Consider the following 16,835-nt stretch of genomic DNA (forward strand, 5'->3'; position numbering starts at 1 on the left):
GACCCCGCCCCGCGCACCCGCACGTCCGTTCTCCCCCCACCCCCAGCACCTCAAGGAGCACATCAGCATGCCCATCTCCGACTACAGGACGGCCCTCGTCACCGGAGCGTCGACCGGCATCGGAGCCGTGGTCGTCGAGCGCCTCGCCAAGCGGGGCCTGGAAGTGCACGCCGTGGCCCGCAACGCCGAACGGCTGGCCGCCCTCGCCGACGCCACCGGCTGCGTCCCGCACGCCGTCGACATCACCGACACCGAGGCGCTCACCGCCGTACTGGACGGCCTGGAGATCGACGTCCTGGTCAACAACGCGGGCGTCTCCCGCACCGGCAACATCCTGACCGCCGACGAGTTCGCCGTCGACGAGCAGATCGCCGTCAACATCCAGGCCGTCCTGCACCTGGTACGGCTGCTCATGCCCGGCATGGTGGAGCGCGACCTCGGCCACATCGTCAACATCAGCTCCATCGCCGGCGTCTACAACTTCGGCGGCAACACGATCTACCACGCCACCAAGGCGGCCGTGCACACCCTCTCCCGGCAGCTGCGGGTAGACGGCTACGGCCGCCGGGTCCGCGTCACCGAGATCTGCCCCGGCCGCGTGGAGACGGAGATCTTCGGCCGCCTCCTCGGCGACATGGAGGCCGCCCGGCGCGAGTACTACGACGGCTACGAGTCCCTCAAGCCCGAGGACATCGCCGACTCCATCGAGTTCGCCGTCGACGCGCCCCGGCACGTCAACATCGGCCATGTCGAGATCCTGCCCACGTTCCAGGTCCCCGGCGGCCTCAACTTCGAGCGCAGGGAGGGCTGATCGCATGCACACGGCCCAGCGAGTACGGCGCATCAACCCCTCGCCCAGCACGGCGGCGGCGCAGCGCGTCCGCGAACTCAAGAGCCAGGGGCTCACCATCCTCGACCTGACCGTGGGCGAACCCGACTTCGACACCCCCGCGCACGTGAAGGCCGCGGCGATCGAGGCGATCGAGGCGGGCGAGACCAAGTACACGCCGGTGAACGGCACTTCGAGGCTGCGCGCCGCGATCACGGCGAAGCTCCGCGAGCGCCACGGCCTCGACGTCACCGACGCGCGGATCACCGTCGGCGGCGGAGCCAAGCAGGTCATCTTCCTGGCCCTGATGGCCACCCTGGACGAAGGGGACGAGGTCATCGTCCCCGCCCCCTACTGGGTGTCCTATCCGGACATGGTCCGTGCGAACGACGGCACCCCGGTCGTCGTCGACTGCCCCGAGACCGACGGCTTCAAACTGACGCCGGAGCGGCTCGAGGCGGCGATCACCGCGCGCACGCGCTGGGTCGTCCTCAACACCCCGGGAAATCCCACCGGATCGGCCTACTCCACCGCCGAACTGCACGCGCTCGCCCAGGTGTTGCTGGCGCACTCGCAGGTCCACGTCCTCACCGACGAGATCTACGACGAGATCTGGTACGGCGACCAGGACGCACCGTCCCTGGCCACCGTCGAACCCCGCCTGGCCGACCGGGTGTTCCTCACCAACGGTGTCTCCAAGACGTACGCGATGACCGGCTGGCGCATCGGCTACGGCGTGGGTCCGACGGATCTGGTGACCGCGATCAACACCCTCCAGTCCCAGACCTCCTCCTGCCCCTCCTCCGTGAGCCAGGCCGCCGCTGCCGCCGCGCTCACGGGACCGCAGGACTTCGTCCGGGACACCGTCCGCGTCTACCGCGCCCGCCGCGACGCGACGGTGAAGCTCGTCAACGACATCCCCCGACTCGGCTGCACCGTCCCGGACGGAGGCTTCTACCTCCTGGTCAACTGCCAGGAGCTGATCGGCCGGTGGACCCCGGAGGGCACCCGGATCGAGAACGACGAGGACTTCACCCGCTATCTGCTCGACAGCCGGCAGGTCGCGGTGATCCACGGAACCGCCTACGGCGCGCCCGGCTACTTCCGCATCTCGTTCGCCACGTCGGCGGACGTTCTCACCGAGGCGTGCGAGCGCCTGGCGAGCGCCTGCGCCGCACTGTCCGCCGAGCCCGCTGCCTCCGCTCCCTCCTCCGTTCCTTCCGTCTGAAAGGCCGTCATGATCCGCGTCAGCACCAAGTTCGAGCGGCCGGAGCCCGCCCTGGTCGAGCGGCTGAGCGCCTTCTCCTCGGCGACCATCCACGAGGCACAGGGCCGACTCGGCGCGCTGGACTCGGCCATCAAGCCGGTCGACCACCGCATGTCCCTGTGCGGCCCCGCCTTCACCGTCCAGTGCGCCCCCCGCGACAACCTCATGCTGCAGACCGCCATCGCCTACGCCCGCCCCGGGGACGTCGTGGTCGTGTCCGCCGGCGCCTACGAGGAGGCGGGCTCCTTCGGCGACGTCCTCGCCAACGCCTGCCAGGCCAAGGGCCTCGCCGGCCTGATCACCGACACCGGCGTCCGCGACACCGAGGACCTGCGCGCCCTGGGCTTCCCGGTCTTCTCCCGCAGCGTGTCCATCAAGGGCACGGTCAAGGAGACCGTCGGCCCGATGTGCGAGCCGATCACCGTCGGCGGCGTACTCGTCCGCCCCGGCGACGTCCTGCGCGCCGACGCGGACGGCGCGGTCGTCGTCCGCCGCGAGAACGCCGCGGAGACGGCCGCCGCCTCGCAGGAGCGGGTCGACGCGGAGGCGGGGTACATCGCCGCGTACCGGGCGGGCAGGACGGTCGCCGAGATGTGCGGTCTCGGACCGCTGCTCGCGGCCAAGGGGTTGGTGATCGAGGACGAGTAGCGGGGGAGGCTCCTGCGGGCCCGTCACCGGTCGACGCGGAACAGGGGCCGCTCCTGCCGGAGCGGCCCCCGCGTCTGCGGCATGATCGGCCGGACAGGTCCTAGGGGGCTTCGCGCACCACGACCGGGCCGAGGACCGTGTCGATGGCCTGCATGAGGTCGGCCTCCAGCTTGACCCCGGCCGCCTTGACGTTCTCGGTGACCTGTTCGGGCCGGGAGGCGCCGATGATGGCGGCGGAGACGTTGGAGTTCTGCAGCACCCAGGCCACGGCCAGCTGGGCCAGGGACAGTCCGGCCTGCTCGGCGAGCGGCTTGAGCTGCTGGACCCGCTCCAGGACGTCGTCCCGCAGGAATCGGCCGACGAAGGTCGCGCCGCCCTTCTCGTCGGTGGCACGGCTGCCGGCCGGCAGCGGGGCGCCCGGCGCGTACTTGCCGGTGAGGACACCCTGGGCGATGGGCGACCAGACGATCTGCCCGAGCCCCAGCTCCTCGCAGGTCGGCACGACCTCGTCCTCGATCACCCGCCACAGCATCGAGTACTGCGGCTGGCTGGAGACCAGCGGGATGTGCAGCTCCCGGGCGAGCGCGTGGGCGCTGCGGATCTGGTCGGCGGTCCACTCGGAGATGCCGATGTAGTGGGCCTTGCCGGAGTGGACCACGTCGGCGAACGCCTCCATGGTCTCCTCCAGCGGCACCGACGGGTCGTAGCGGTGCGCCTGGTACAGGTCGACGTAGTCGGTCTGCAGCCGCCGCAGCGAGTTGTCGATCGACTCCATGATGTGCTTGCGGCCCAGGCCCTGGTCGTTGGGTCCCGGGCCCGTCGGGAAGAAGACCTTGGTGAAGATCTCCAGGCCCTCCCGCCGCTCGTCCTTCAGCGCCCGGCCGAGGACGGACTCGGCCCGGGTCTGCGCGTAGACGTCGGCGGTGTCGAAGGTGGTGATCCCCGCGTCGAGGGCGGCGCGCACACAGGCGAGTGCCGCGTCCTCCTCGACCTGGGAACCGTGGGTGAGCCAGTTGCCGTACGCGATCTCACTGATCGTCAGACCGCTGCGGCCGAGTTTGCGGAATTCCATGGTGCGACCCTACTTACGGTCCCGCTGTTGCGGCGGTTGCCGGCTGGGAGCGATCCTCCGGGGCTGCGGGCTCAGGCCGCGCCCACGGTCTCCGTCTTCTCCGCCTTCTCCGTCTGCTCCGAGTTCTCCGCCGTCTCCTCCTCGTCGTCGTGCCTGCCGGTGGCCTTGCGGCCGGGCAGCACGGCGATGACGATCACGGTTCCGGCGGCCATGATGATCGCGCCGATCAGGCTGGTGTGGGCGATGGCGTGGGCGAAGGACTCCTGGACCGCGTCGACCAGGGACTGGGCCTGCTGGGGTCCGCCGTTCGGATTCTTCGCGACCTGCTCGGCGACCGCCAGGCCGCCGCCCACCGAGTCCTTCGCGGTGTCCAGCGCGGCGGCCGGGAGGTGGCCGCCGACCAGGTCGGTCAGCTTGTCCTTGTAGGACGTGGCGAGCAGCGAACCGAGGATCGCGATGCCGAGGGAGGCGCCGAGTTCCAGCGCGGTGTCGTTGGCGCCGCCGCCCACACCCAGCTCGGACTCGGGGAAGGAGCCCATGATGGTGTCGGTGGCCGGGGCCAGGCTCAGACCGATCGCGAAGCCGAGCATCAGCAGCGATGCGAGGAAGTCCGTGTACGTCGAGCCGGACTCGATCTGCGTGAGCAGGAAGACGCCCGCGGTGCCGATCACCATGCCCGCGCCCACCACCGGCTTCACGCCCAGCTTCGGGGCCAGCCGCCCGGTCACCGCCGCGCCGACGAAGACCGCTCCGGCCAGCGGCAGCAGCCGTACGCCGGTCTCCAGGGCGTCGTAGCCGAGGACGAACTGCAGGAACTGGGTGGAGTAGTAGATCGAGCCGAAGGTGCCGAAGAAGAAGAACAGCACCGCGAGCATCGAGCCGCCGAAGGGGCGCTCGGTGAACTTGCGCACGTTCAGCATCGGGTTCGGGTGCTTCAACTCCCAGGCCACGAAGGCCAGCAGGCCCACGCCGGCGACCACGGCCGCGGTGATCGGGCCGGCGCCCCAGCCGAAGTGCGGGCCCTCGATGGTCGCGTAGACCAGGGATCCGACCGAGACGATCGACAGCAGACCGCCGACGTAGTCGATGCGGCCCATGCCCTCGGCCTTGGAGGGCGGTACCAGCAGCAGCGCGCCGAGCACGCCGAGGACCGCGATGGGGGCGTTCATCAGGAAAGTGGAGCCCCAGGCGTGGTCCTCCAGCAGCCAGCCGGCGGTCAGCGGGCCGACGGCGATGGCGAGGCCGGAGGTGGCGCTCCAGGCGGTGATGGCCTTGGCGCGCTCGCCCTTCGGGAACATCGCCACCAGCAGCGACAGGGTGGCCGGCATGACCACCGCCGCGCCGACGCCCATGATCGCGCGGGCCGTGATCACCAGGGAGGTCTCGTCGACCAGTCCGCCCATCACCGAGCCGCCCGCGAAGATCAGCAGGCCCAGGACGAGCGCGCCGCGACGGCTGTACTTGTCGCCGATCGAGCCCAGCACCAGCATCAGCGCGGCATACGGGACGGTGTAGCCGTCGATGACCCACTGCAGGTCGCTGCTGGACAGGCCCAGGTCCCGGGTCATGTCCGGCGCGGCCACGATCAGTGACGTGTTCGCCATGACGACGATCAGCAGGCTCAGGCAGAGCACCAGCAAGGCCCACCAGCGTCGTGGGTACGGCTCCGTCAGCTTCTCGGCGGGTGTGTTCACAACGAGCGGCATCGCAAGACTCCTCGGGCCACGGCAGGACGGGCAGTTATTTGCCCACTGGTGTGCAGACTAGTTTATTGCCCATCCGTGTGCAACTATCGAACGGCCCTCCCGCCCGTCGACCGGAGGCCCCGACATGACCAGCGCATACGTCGTAGAAACCGCAGAAATCGCAGGAACCGCAGGAACCGCAGAAGCTGCAGGAACCGCAGAAGCTGCAGGAACCGCAGAAACCGCAGGACGCAGTCGGACCCGCCGCACGCGGGCCCGCATCCTCGAGGCGGCCAGGCGGCAACTCGGCCGCGACCCCGACAGCAGCCTCACCGACATCGCCGAAGCCGCCGGCGTGGTGCGCCGCACCGTCTACGGCCACTTCAACGGCAGGGCCGCGCTCGTGGAGGGGCTGGTGGAGGACGCCGCGCAGGCGCTGCGGCAAGCGGTCGCGGCCCGAGGGGATCCCGTGTCGGACGCCGGCACAGCGCTGGCGCGCTTCGTCCTCGCCGTGTGGCCCGTCGGCGATCGCTACCGCACGCTGCTCCGGCTCGCCCCTCAGGATCTGGGGCCCGAGCGGGTCGCCGAGATCCTCGCCCCCGCGCGGGACGCGGCGGCGGCGATCATCGCGAAGGGGCAGCGGCAGGGCGCCTTCCAGACCGGCGTTCCGCCCGGTCCGCTGAGCCGGGCACTGGAGGGGCATCTGCTGGGGCTCCTGGAGTGCGTGAACGCCGGGACCTGGACCGACGACGGCACGCGCACCGCGACCGCCGCCCTGATCGCGATGGGCGTGGACGGCGACCTCGCCGTCGCCTGTGTCCGAAGACTCGGCCGGCCCGAGCGCTTCGGCGCCTAGATCTCAGACGCGCATCCCGACCCACATCCCGAGCGCATGCCGAGCGCATTCCGAGCCCCCGAGTACATCCCGAGCACTTCCCGAAGAGAGCACCCATGCACGAGTCCCGGTCCCAGTCCCAGTCCTGGTCCTCCCGGTCCCGGTCCCAGCTCGATGGCGAACTCGCCGACGAGCCGTACTACAGCGATGCCGTGTACGTGAGCCCGCCGGCGCCGCGGAGGCGGCGCCGGATCATCGCCGCCGTGTCCCTCGCGGCGCTGCTGATCGGCGGCGTCGCCGTCGACCGGGTCGCCGCGGCGCGTGCGGAAAGCCGTACGGCCGAGGCGTTCCAGGAGGGCATGGGAACCGCTGATCGGCCATCGGTGCACGTCAGCGGCTTTCCTGTGCTGACCCAGCTGGCCGACGGCACCCTGCGGCACGTCGACCTCACCGCCCATGACATACCTGCCGACGGATCGACGCGGCCCCTGCCGGTGACGAAGCTGACCGTCGGCCTCGACGATCTGAAGACCTCGGGGAGCGCCGACGAGGCCCATGCCCGAAGCGTCGAGGCGACCGCGTTCCTCTCTTATGAGGACGTGTCCGCCGCGCTCGGCGTGGAGGTGTCGCGGGGCGACGAGCCGGGGCGGATCAACGCGACGGCCACTCTGCCGCTCGTCGGCGATGTGACCGTGAGCGCGGCCGTCTCCGCGGCGGGCGGCAACCGCATCGCCTTCGAGGACGTCCGTGCCGTCCGGGGAGAGCTGATCCCTCCCCTGAAGGCGTTGCTCGACAAGGCTCTGGACGAGCCCGTCCCGCTGCGGAACATGCCCGAGGGGCTGGGTCTGAAGTCGGTCACGACCACGGGGGACGGGATCGACGCCGTCTTCGTCGGCCACTCGGTCACCTTCCGCCCGAGCGCGCCGTCCACCGTGTGAGGGCGTGCGTCGCCGGAGGCGGGGCGAGGCCAGAGGACAGGGCGAGGTCAGGCGAGGTCGGGCAGGGGGCGGCGGGCGACCTCGTGGGCGTCGTCCGGCGGGACGCCCAGCATGCGCAGGACCATTTCGGCGAGGTTCACCGCGGCTTCGTCGCCGTCCAGGTCCGGGCGGGCGAACCGCAGCTCCACCAGGGACAGCAGGGTTCCGCCCAGCGCGGAGAGGGCGACGACCGGCTCGACGTCGGTGAAGCGACCGGAGGCGATGCCGACCTGGAGATCGCGCAGCGCGCGGGTCGCCAGGCCGTTGTCCGAGTGGAGCCGGCCGAGGCCGCGCAGCCGCAGCACCTGCATCAGTTCCGGGTGGGAGTCGGCCATGCGAGCGCTGAGCCGGAAGCCGGCCGCGACGAGTTCCGCGGGGTCGTCGATCCCGCTCAGCCGCTCGTCGAAGGTCTGGCCGAACTCCTCCAGGGCGTCCACCACCGCCGCCTCGAACAGCTCCGTCTTGGACTCGAAGTGGTTGTAGAACGAGCCGAAGCCGACGTCGGCGCGCTCGGCGATGGCCTGGATGCTGGCGCCCGTGTCGCCGGTCTCGGCGAGGATCTGCCGGGCCGCGCGGACGAGCGCCCCGCGAGTCTCGGCGCGACGCCGTTCGAACCGGTTGCCGGGCAGGGCTGACGTAGGCATGCGCAGAGTGTAACCGCGTGACGATGGCGATAGCAGTCCTGATGAATTCATCATTTCCTGCCGTGAACATCTTGACGACGGAACTGTCACACTTGATGATTTCCTCATTACGGCGATGTTGCTCGGAGGGCACGATGTCTGAAACCCGCGTCAACGGGGCCGATCTCAAGACGGCCCACCAGGACCTCCACAGCGAGCAGGGCGCCCTGCGCGGCGAGCATCCGGGCCGGTCCCGGAATCCCGTGATCAAGGTGGCGGACCTGGCCTGGCTGGAGTTCGAGAAGCCCGACCTGGACCGGGCCGAGGTCTTCGCCCGGGACTTCGGCTTCCAGATCGCCGCGCGCACCGAGCAGGAACTCTGGCTGCGGGGCACCTTCGCGGGCTCGCCCTGCATGGTGATCCGACGCGGTCGTACGTCCCGTTTCATCGGCCCGGCGTTCCGCGCGGCCGAGCGGGCCGACCTGGACCGACTGGCCCGCGCCACCGGTACCGACGTGCGGGACGCGGACGTGCCGGGCGGCGGCAAGGCGGTCGGCCTGCTAGACCCGTCCGGCTTCCCGGTGCGCGTGGTGCACTGCGCCGTGCCCCTGCCCGAACTGCCCGGACAGCGGCCGCTGCCGCTCAACTCCGGCACCGATCACCGTCGTACGAATGCCGCCCAGCGCCCGCCCCGCGAGCCGTCCCGCATCCAGCGACTGGGTCATGTGGTGCTGGAGACACGGGTGTTCGCCCGCGCCCTGGACTGGTACCTGGACACCCTCGGGATGATCGTCTCCGACTTCCTGTTCCTCGACGGGCAGCGCGGTCGTGGTCCGACGATGGCCTTCGTCCGCTGCGACCTGGGCGGTGTCCCGGCCGACCACCACACGCTGGCCATGCACCTGGGGCCGGGCAACGGCTATGTCCACTCCGCGTACCAGGTCACCGACCTCGACTCGATCGCCGCCGGCGGCGAGTACCTCGACGAGCGCGGCTACCGGCGCAGTTGGGGCATCGGCCGGCACATCCAGGGCAGTCAGCTCTTCGACTACTGGCGCGACCCCGACCACTTGATGCTCGAGCACTTCGCCGACGGCGACCTGTTCTCCTGCGAGGTCGAACCCGGCTGGGCGCCCATGTCGACCAGCGGCCTCGCCCAGTGGGGCCCGCCGGCCACCCGCGACTTCCTCGGCGCCACGCCTTCCCCCGCCAGACTCCGCGAGGTGCTGCACGCCCTGCGCGGTGACAACGAACTCGACCCCGCCCGGCTGCTGGGCCTGCTGAAAGCCGTGAACTCATGAGCACCAACGTCCTGCGCACTGCCGACCGTTGGTGGGTGGTGCGCGACACGCGCGCCGTCCGTATCGACACCAAGGCCGTCACCACCGCCGAGCTGCTGGCCGACCGGGCCGCTGTCGACGAGGCCGCCGGCTCCGGCGAGGCAGGCACCCCCGTCGCCGACCTGGCCGCCCTCTCCCCGGTCACCACGCCCTGCCGGGTGGTCGCCCAGATGGTCAACTACCGTAGCCACGCCCGTGATTCGGGCTTCACCGGCGACATCCCGCCCGCCTTCTTCCGCAAGGCGTCCGGCTCGGTCGGCGGCCCGGCGGACGCCGTCGTCCGTCCCTCCCATGTGAAGTTCCTCGACTACGAGATCGAACTCGGCCTGGTCATGGGCGCGTCCCTGCCCATCGGCACCGTGGTCGAGGAGCGGGACCTGCCCTCCTACGTGGCCGGGCTGGTGATCACCGATGACGTCAGCGCCCGTGACGTCCAGCTGACGAAGACGCAGTTCTACGAGAGCAAGTCGTACCCGACCTTCACGCCCACCGGCCCGTATCTCACCCTGCTGGAGCCGGAGGAGTTCACCCGACTCCTCGACCTGCGGCTGAAGTTGAGCGTCAACGGCGAGCTGCGCCAGGACCGCACCCTCGCCGACATGATCGTCCGGCCCGCCGAGGCGCTGACCCTGCTGGCCCGCTTCCAGACCCTCGCCCCCGGCGACCTGCTGCTCACCGGCACCCCCGGTGGCACGGCCCTCAAGGCCCCGCCCAAGCCGGTGGAGAAGATCGGCGCGCTGCTGCCGCCCGCCGTGAAGTGGAAGGCGTTCTTCAAGAGCCAGGCGCGCAACCCGCACTACCTGCACGCGGGAGACGTGATCACGGCGACGATCTCGACCCCGGACGGTCGGATCGACCTCGGCCGCCAGTGCACGCCCGTCACGGACGCGCAGCAGGACCCGAGGTGAGCCGCACATGACCGCCGAACAGCACTCGTCGGACCTGCCGGTCGTCCCCGTCGTGATCATCGGCGCCGGACCGGTGGGCGTGACCGCCGCCCTCCTCCTCGCCCGACGTGGAGTCCGCAGCCTCGTCCTGGAACGCCACCACGACGTCTATCCGCTCCCGCGCGCCCTCGTCGCCGACGACGAGGTGCGCAGGATCCTCCAGGCCGTCGGCGTCGGCGAGGAGTTCGCGGCCATGGCCCGCCCGGGCAACGGGCTGCGACTGCTGGACGCCCGGCACCGGGTGATGGCCGAGTTCCGGCGCTCCGGGCACGGGCCGCACGGCTACCCGCAGACCAGCATGTTCGAGCAGCCCGCACTGGAGCGCGTGCTGCGCGACGCGCTGGCCCGGCGCCCGGAGTGCGAACTGCGCGGCGGGGCGGAGGTCACCGGCATCGGGCCGGACACCGAGGGCCCGGTGCGCGTGACCTACCGCGACGACGCCGGTGAGCATCACCTCCGGGCCGACGCGGTCCTCGGCTGCGACGGAGCGAACGGCCTCACCCGCGAGGCCATCGGCGCCGCCTGGGAGGACCTGCGCTTCGAGGAGCGCTGGACCGTCGTCGACGTGCGGACGACAGCCGACGTCCGCTGCTGGGAGGGGGTCGACCAGGTCTGCGACCCGGACCGGCCGGCGACCTTCATGCGCGTCGGAGAGGACAGCTACCGCTGGGAGTTCCGGCTGCGCGACGGACAGGAGCAGCCGGTCCGCGAACTGGTCGCGCCCTGGCTGCCACGCTCGTACGACGGGGACTTCGAGGTCGTCCGCGAGACGGCGTACACCTTCCGGGCGCGTATCGCCGACCGGTGGCGCAGCGGACGGGTCTTCCTCCTCGGCGACGCCGCCCATCTCACCCCGCCGTTCATCGGCCAGGGGCTGTGCACAGGGCTGCGGGACGCCCACAACCTCACCTGGAAACTCGCCCGCGTACTCCGACAGGGCGGCGACGAACGGCTGTTGGACACCTACGAGAGCGAGCGCAAGCCGCACGCCCGGCATGTGATCCGGCTCGCGGTCGCCATGGGCTGGGCCATGACCGGCGGCCAGGACGGCGCCGCCGCGCTGCGCCGCAGACTCCTGGCCGTGGCCTGCCGCATCCCCGGCCTGACCACGGCGGCCGGCGGGAACCTCAGCCCGCCCCTGACGGCGGGGCCGCTCGTCCGGCGCGGTGTCCGCCGCGGTCTCGTGGGCACCCACTGTCCACAGCCCTGGGCCGACGCCGGCGGACGGCCCACCCGCCTCGACGAGCTGCTCGGCGACGCCTTCACCGTCCTGACCGCCGCCGAACCCTCGCCCTCGCTGCGCGCGCTCGCCCAGGGGCTCGGCGTCCGGGCGGTGCCCGTGAGCGAACTCGGCGACGACGGCACGCTCGCCGCCTGGCTGCGCGCCGGCCGGGCGGCCGCCGTACTGCTGCGCCCCGACCGCGTGGTCATGGACATGGTCCCGGCCGGGGGCCGTGACTTCACGGACACCGCGGCCTGGGCGGCCCTTCTGCACACCGCGCGCAGCCCCCTTCCTTCCCCACCGACAGCCGAGAAAAGCCTGCCGAGGAGCGCCGCACGATGACGAGGCCGGACCCCTTCACGATGCCCGACGCGCAGGCCGTCGAAGGCAGCCGCATCATGGACTTCGCCCGCCGCGTCGGGCTGGACGGCACCGACTACGCCGCCCTGCACCACTGGTCGGTGACCGACCTGGAGGGCTTCTGGAGCGCGGTGTGGCAGTACTTCGGCGTCGACGCGGACGCCCCCTACGAGCGGGTGCTGGAGGAGGAACGGATGCCGGGCGCCCGGTGGTTCCCCGGCGCTGCCCTCAACTACGCCCACCACGCCCTGCGGAACCTCGCGGACGACGACGCGGCGATCATCGCCCTCGACGAGACGGGCTCCGGGTACGAGGTGTCCGGGCGGCGGCTGCGCTCCCAGGTCGCCTCCGTCGCCGCCACCCTGCGCGACCTGGGCGTCGGCGAGGGCGACCGGGTCGTCGGGTACCTGCCCAACACCCCGCACGCCGTCGTCGCGTTCCTGGCCGCCGCGAGCCTGGGCGCCGTCTGGTCGGTGTGCGGGCAGGACTACGTGCCCAGGGCGGCCGCCGACCGGTTCGCCCAGCTCGAGCTGACCGTCCTGGTCGCCGCCGACGGCTACCTCTTCAACGGCGCCGCCCACGACCGCCGTGACGCCGCCCTCGAACTGGCCCGTGCGCTGCCCACCCTGAAGGCGACCCTGCTGGTCGGCCACGTGGACCTGCCGCTGGCACGCCGCCTGGGCAGGCCCGAGCCCCTCTCGTCGCAGCAACTCGCCACCGCCGCCGAGTCGTTGGCGGCATTGGTGGTCGACGGACTGCTGGCGACGGGTTCACGGCGCGCCTGACCCCGAGCGCGCCCGACCCCCACCCCGATCGCGCCCGACCCCGATCCGGGGAGGCTACTGCTTGGCCCTCACCAGCCCGGCGTCGTACGCCATGATCACGGCCTGGACGCGGTCGCGCGCCCCGATCTTGGCGAGGACCCGTCCGACGTGCTTCTTCACCGTGGACTCGGTGAGGACGAGCCGTTCGGCGATCTCGGTGTTCGTCCAGCCCTGGCCGACGGCCACCAGGACCTCGCGCTCGCGGTCGCTGAGGGCCCGCAGCCGGGGGTCCTCCGGGGCGGGGGCGTCGGCCGGCGCCAGTACCTGGTGGGCGTAGGCGTCCAGCAGACGGCGGGTCAGCCGGGGGGCCACGACGGCGTCGCCGGTCGCGACCGCGTGGATGCCGGCCACGAGCTCCTCCGGACGGGCGTCCTTGAGCAGGAAGCCGCTGGCTCCGGCCCGCAGGCCGTCGTACGCGTACTCGTCCAGATCGAACGTGGTGACGATGAGGACGCGGGTGCGGCCGCCGGCGGCGATGATGCGGCGGGTGGCCTCGATGCCGTCCATGCCGGGCATCCGGATGTCCATGAGGACGACGTCGGGACGCAGTTGCGCGGCCAGCCGGACGGCCTCGGCGCCGTGCTCGGCCTCGCCCACCGCCTCCAGTCCGGGCGTGCCCTCGATGAGCATGCGGACGCCCATGCGCTGCAGGGGCTGGTCGTCGGCGATCAGCACGGTGGTCATGGCAGCTGTTCTCGCTGTTCTCCTGGCGCCGACGGGGACGACGCGGCCGGGGCGGCAGGTGCGGAAGGGACGGAGGGCGTGGAAGGGGCGGGAGAGGCGGAGGGGGTGGAGGGCGCGGAGGGTGCGTCGAGGACGACGTCCACGAGCCAGCCGTGGCCGGTGTCGCGCGGGCCGACGACGACGGTGCCGCCGTACATGGCGGCTCGCTGGCGGATGCCGACGAGGCCGTGGCCGGGATCGTCGGCACGGTCGTCCCGCGTTTCCGGCCTCGCCCGCGGGGGCGCTCCCGGCGGGGCGCCGGTGTCGGCGACCCGGATCCGCACCTGCCCCGCCTCGACGGCGATGACGACCTCGGCGGTCGTGCCGGTCCCCGCGTGCTTGAGCGTGTTGGTCAGCGACTCCTGGACGATGCGGTACACGGTGAGCTGCACGCCGTCGCTCAGCGCGTCCAGATCGCCCACGGTCCGGTAGGTCACCGGCAGTCCCGCCGCCCGCACCCGCGCCACCAGGGCATCCAGATCGCGGATCCCCGGCTGGGGGCTGAGCATCCGCTCGCCCTCCGGTTCCTCGCGCAGGACGCCCAGCACCCGGCGCAGCTCGCTCATGGCCTGGCGTCCGGTGTCGCCGAGGATGCGCAGGGCCTCGACGGACTGCTCGCCCCGGTTGGCGGCGAGGGTCGCGGCGCCGTCGGCGACGCTCACCATGACGGAGAGGTTGTGGCCGACGATGTCGTGCATCTCGCGCGCGACCCGGGACCGCTCGGCGGCGGCGGTGAGCCGGACCCGCTGCTCCTGCTCGATCTCCAGCCGCCTGGCCCGGTCCTCCAGAGCCGCCAGGTACATCCCGCGGATCCGGAGGGTCAGACCGAGGGTGACGGCCGCCGTCACCGTGCCCAGCATGAAGAAGCTGCCGAGCAGCGGACGCTCGATCGGGACCAGGACGAACGCGGCCAGCAGCAGTTCGACGGCGGTCAGCGCGGCGGCCCAGCCCAGCACCCGGAGCGAACCCTTCCGGGCCAGCGTGTACAGGGCGATGAGGGCCGAGAGACCGGTCGGCAGCCAGATGCCCAGCGACCACTGGACGACCGACACCAGCGCGATCACGAAGTACGTGACGGCCGGCGCCCTGCGCCGCCACCACAGCGGAACGACGAGCGCGGCGACGAACGCGAACAGGACGCCGGCCGGCACCTGGGCACGGGCGTCCGCGTCCCGGAAGGGAGAGTCGCCGTCGCCCCAGATCAGGTTGGGCACGGTGACGGCGACGACGAACAGCACCACCGCTGTGTCGAGCAGCCACGGATGCCGGCGGTCCAGCCGCTGCCGACGGCTCTGGTCGCGCAGCAGACGTCCCAGCAGCGGGTGCGCCCACGCGGCGTCGAACGCGGGGGACGGCCGGTCGGCCGTCCCCCGTCCGGTGTCCGCCGGCGCTCCCGCACGGTGCGCAGTCATGGACGCCATTGTCCTCGCGCCCAGGTCAGACGTCGGTCCGGACGAGCCGGAAGGCCGCCCCCGCGAGGGTCAGCGCCACCCAGCCGGCGAAGACCGCCAGGCCGGCCCCGGGGGAGAGGGCGTCCGAGGACTGGTGGAGGGCGTAGACGGCCGACCCCGCGTTGCTCGGGAAGTAGGGGCTGAGCGTGTCGTACCAGGAGTCCGGCAGCAGCGAGGCCAGGCCGGGGAGGATCAGCAGCACGCCGACCAGGGCCGCGATGGCTCCCGCGGAGGAGCGGATCAGCACGCCCAGGGCCACGCCGAACACCGCCACCAGACCGAGGTAGACACCGGCGCCGGCCAGGCTGCGCAGCACTCCGTCGTCGCCCAGGGCGAGCGAGATGCTCTCGCCGTCCAGGCCCGGAGTGCCCAGCAGGAAGGCGGCCAGCGCGCCGACGGTGGTCAGGACCAGGGCGATCGGCCCGATCACGGCGGCCTTGGACCACAGCACGGGCAGTCGGCGCGGCACCGCCGCGAGGGTGGAGCGGATCATGCCGGTGGTGTACTCGCCCGCGGACAGCAGCACCCCGAGGACGCCGATGGCCAGCGACGCGAAGGTCACACCGGTCAGGGCCAGACTGACCGCATCGCTCTCACCGCCGGAACCCGGACCGGGCGGTCCGTCGTTCACGACGCCGGGACTGTAGGTGTAACTGGCGATCGCCCCGAAGAGGATCAGCAGGACGACGGCGACGCCCAGCGTGATCCAACTGGAGCGCAGCGACCAGAACTTGGCCCACTCCGAGCGCAGCACCCGGACGCCGGTCACCTTGTAGGGCGTCGTGCGGGCAGCAGTGGAGTCGGGGGCAGGGACGGGGGCGAGGCCGGTGACGGTCATCAGGCTGCCTTTCGCTCGGTGCTGTCGGCCGGAGCACTCTGGTACTCGACGGCGTCGCGGGTGAGGTCCATGAACGCCGCCTCCAGGGAGACGGACTGCGGGGTGAGCTCGTACAGCGCCACACCGTGCTGGGCGGCGATCACGCCGATCTCACGGGCGTCCCGTCCGCTGACCAGCAGTTCCTCGGCGGAGGAGGAGCTGATCGTGACGTCCGGGCCGGCCAGCAGCGCACGCAGTCTCACGGCCTCGGCGGTGGCGACCTTCACGCCCCCGCCGCCGGCCTCCCGGGTGAAGCCGTCGACGGTGGTGTCCGCCAGCAGCCGGCCGCGTCCGATGATCACCAGATGGTCGGCGATCAGCGCGGTCTCGCTCATCAGGTGCGAGGAGAGCATCACGGCCCGGCCCTCGTCGGCCAGCCCGCGCAGCAGGTTGCGCACCCACAACACGCCTTCCGGGTCGAGGCCGTTGACCGGTTCGTCGAGCATGACGATCGCCGGATCGCCGAGCAGCGCCGAGGCGATGCCGAGCCGCTGTCCCATGCCGAGCGAGAAGGCGCCGACGCGCTTGCCTGCCACGCTGGTCAGCCCGGCCAGCTCGATGACCTCGTCCACCCGGCGCCGCGGAATGCCGTGCGTGTACGCGAGCGCCATCAGATGGCTGAACGCGCTGCGCCCGGGGTGCACGGACTTGGCCTCCAGCAGGGTGCCGATCTCGTGCAGCGGCGCGGAGTGCCGGGCGTAGGAGCGCCCGTTGACGGTGACCGAGCCCTTGGTGGGGGAGTCCAGCCCGACGATCATCCGCATGGTCGTGGACTTGCCCGCACCGTTGGGCCCGAGGAAGCCGGTCACCTCACCGGGCTTGACGGTGAAGCTCAGCTTGTCGACGACCGTCTTGTCGCCGTACCGCTTCGTCAGCTCACGCGCTTCGATCATGGGAGGGCCTGGCCTTTCCTGCCTGGGACTCGGCCGCGGAGTGCGCCGCGGTGCCTGCCCTCGAAACTACGAGCGCCGCGGGCCGGGACCCTGGGACCGCAGGGGAATCTTCGGCGCCCGGGTGGTACCGCGGTACCAACCGCGTCCGTCGTCGCGTCATCCTCGGGTCGCATCCGGGTCGCATCCGGGTGGCTTCTGCGGGGCCCTGGGTCGCCCTCGTGGCGAAGATCCGCCAGAATGGACGCCCGTTCGTCCGTACCGA

At 71.9% G+C, this 16,835-nt stretch carries 15 protein-coding genes and 1 pseudogene; 9 read left to right on the forward strand and 7 right to left on the reverse strand.

What is annotated here, in order from left to right:
* Positions 1-67 precede the first annotated feature (67 nt).
* The 3 genes from ACWD4O_RS00740 to ACWD4O_RS00750 are packed head-to-tail and all read left to right on the forward strand — an operon-like array spanning position 68 to position 2,744.
* Positions 68-811 (forward strand): SDR family oxidoreductase, encoded by a 744-nt coding sequence (locus ACWD4O_RS00740; RefSeq protein ID WP_351906867.1) that lies wholly within the window; start codon positions 68-70, stop codon positions 809-811.
* A 4-nt stretch (positions 812-815) separates the two neighbouring features.
* The gene (locus ACWD4O_RS00745) at positions 816-2,057 is read left to right on the forward strand and encodes an aspartate transaminase (RefSeq protein WP_451276030.1); all 1,242 of its coding nucleotides are present in this window, start codon (positions 816-818) and stop codon (positions 2,055-2,057) included.
* Positions 2,058-2,066: 9 nt separating this feature from the next.
* Positions 2,067-2,744 carry a 4-carboxy-4-hydroxy-2-oxoadipate aldolase/oxaloacetate decarboxylase gene (locus tag ACWD4O_RS00750; RefSeq protein ID WP_451276032.1) on the forward strand — a complete coding sequence of 226 codons (678 nt, stop codon included), beginning with the start codon at positions 2,067-2,069 and terminating at the stop codon, positions 2,742-2,744.
* 100 nt (positions 2,745-2,844) lie between these two features.
* Here the strand turns inward: ACWD4O_RS00750 and ACWD4O_RS00755 are convergent, their stop codons facing one another.
* Both ACWD4O_RS00755 and ACWD4O_RS00760 read right to left on the reverse strand, forming a co-directional pair.
* Positions 2,845-3,816, reverse strand: coding sequence for an aldo/keto reductase family protein (locus ACWD4O_RS00755; protein ID WP_451276034.1), 972 nt, complete (start codon positions 3,814-3,816; stop codon positions 2,845-2,847).
* Positions 3,817-3,887: 71 nt separating this feature from the next.
* On the reverse strand, positions 3,888-5,522 hold the full coding sequence (locus ACWD4O_RS00760; protein ID WP_451276036.1) for an MFS transporter: 1,635 nt from the start codon (positions 5,520-5,522) through the stop codon (positions 3,888-3,890).
* Between the two features lie 124 nt (positions 5,523-5,646).
* On the opposite strand from ACWD4O_RS00760, the gene ACWD4O_RS00765 reads away from it, so the two are divergent.
* Together ACWD4O_RS00765 and ACWD4O_RS00770 are read left to right on the forward strand one after the other, a co-directional pair.
* Entirely contained in the window at positions 5,647-6,357 is a 711-nt protein-coding gene (locus tag ACWD4O_RS00765) for a TetR/AcrR family transcriptional regulator (RefSeq protein ID WP_451276038.1), read from the forward strand.
* Positions 6,358-6,452: 95 nt separating this feature from the next.
* A complete protein-coding gene (locus ACWD4O_RS00770; protein WP_451276040.1) occupies positions 6,453-7,274 on the forward strand; it encodes an LmeA family phospholipid-binding protein in 822 nt (273 codons plus the stop codon).
* A 47-nt stretch (positions 7,275-7,321) separates the two neighbouring features.
* Here ACWD4O_RS00770 and ACWD4O_RS00775 read toward each other — a convergent pair whose 3' ends face one another.
* Positions 7,322-7,957 carry a TetR/AcrR family transcriptional regulator gene (locus tag ACWD4O_RS00775; protein ID WP_451276042.1) on the reverse strand — a complete coding sequence of 212 codons (636 nt, stop codon included), beginning with the start codon at positions 7,955-7,957 and terminating at the stop codon, positions 7,322-7,324.
* Between the two features lie 134 nt (positions 7,958-8,091).
* Here ACWD4O_RS00775 and ACWD4O_RS00780 point away from each other — a divergent pair, with 134 nt between their 5' ends.
* The 4 genes and pseudogenes from ACWD4O_RS00780 to ACWD4O_RS00795 all read left to right on the forward strand — a co-directional run.
* A complete protein-coding gene (locus tag ACWD4O_RS00780) occupies positions 8,092-9,237 on the forward strand; it encodes a VOC family protein (RefSeq protein WP_451276044.1) in 1,146 nt (381 codons plus the stop codon).
* Complete coding sequence (locus tag ACWD4O_RS00785; RefSeq protein WP_451276046.1) at positions 9,234-10,184, forward strand: fumarylacetoacetate hydrolase family protein; 951 nt, start codon at positions 9,234-9,236, stop codon at positions 10,182-10,184. Before ACWD4O_RS00780 ends, ACWD4O_RS00785 begins: the two co-directional genes overlap by 4 nt.
* Before the next feature lie 7 nt (positions 10,185-10,191).
* Positions 10,192-11,787, forward strand: coding sequence for a bifunctional 3-(3-hydroxy-phenyl)propionate/3-hydroxycinnamic acid hydroxylase MhpA (gene mhpA, locus ACWD4O_RS00790; RefSeq protein ID WP_451276048.1), 1,596 nt, complete (start codon positions 10,192-10,194; stop codon positions 11,785-11,787).
* Positions 11,784-12,554: pseudogene (locus ACWD4O_RS00795) on the forward strand (AMP-binding protein); the annotation flags it as partial. The gene mhpA and the pseudogene ACWD4O_RS00795, both read left to right, overlap by 4 nt.
* Positions 12,555-12,644: 90 nt before the next feature.
* Here ACWD4O_RS00795 and ACWD4O_RS00800 read toward each other — a convergent pair.
* The 4 genes from ACWD4O_RS00800 to ACWD4O_RS00815 are packed head-to-tail and all read right to left on the reverse strand — an operon-like array spanning position 12,645 to position 16,573.
* Complete coding sequence (locus tag ACWD4O_RS00800; protein ID WP_351906889.1) at positions 12,645-13,313, reverse strand: response regulator transcription factor; 669 nt, start codon at positions 13,311-13,313, stop codon at positions 12,645-12,647.
* Positions 13,310-14,764, reverse strand: coding sequence for a sensor histidine kinase (locus ACWD4O_RS00805; RefSeq protein ID WP_451276051.1), 1,455 nt, complete (start codon positions 14,762-14,764; stop codon positions 13,310-13,312). Before ACWD4O_RS00805 ends, ACWD4O_RS00800 begins: the two co-directional genes overlap by 4 nt.
* A gap of 25 nt (positions 14,765-14,789) precedes the next feature.
* Positions 14,790-15,641: an ABC transporter permease gene (locus ACWD4O_RS00810; RefSeq protein ID WP_451276053.1), complete on the reverse strand. Its 852-nt coding sequence runs from the start codon at positions 15,639-15,641 to the stop codon at positions 14,790-14,792.
* Complete coding sequence (locus ACWD4O_RS00815) at positions 15,641-16,573, reverse strand: ATP-binding cassette domain-containing protein (RefSeq protein ID WP_451276055.1); 933 nt, start codon at positions 16,571-16,573, stop codon at positions 15,641-15,643. The genes ACWD4O_RS00810 and ACWD4O_RS00815 overlap by 1 nt, the downstream gene beginning before the upstream one ends.
* Positions 16,574-16,835 lie beyond the last annotated feature (262 nt).

It is taken from the genome of Streptomyces sp. NPDC002623 (assembly GCF_053592635.1).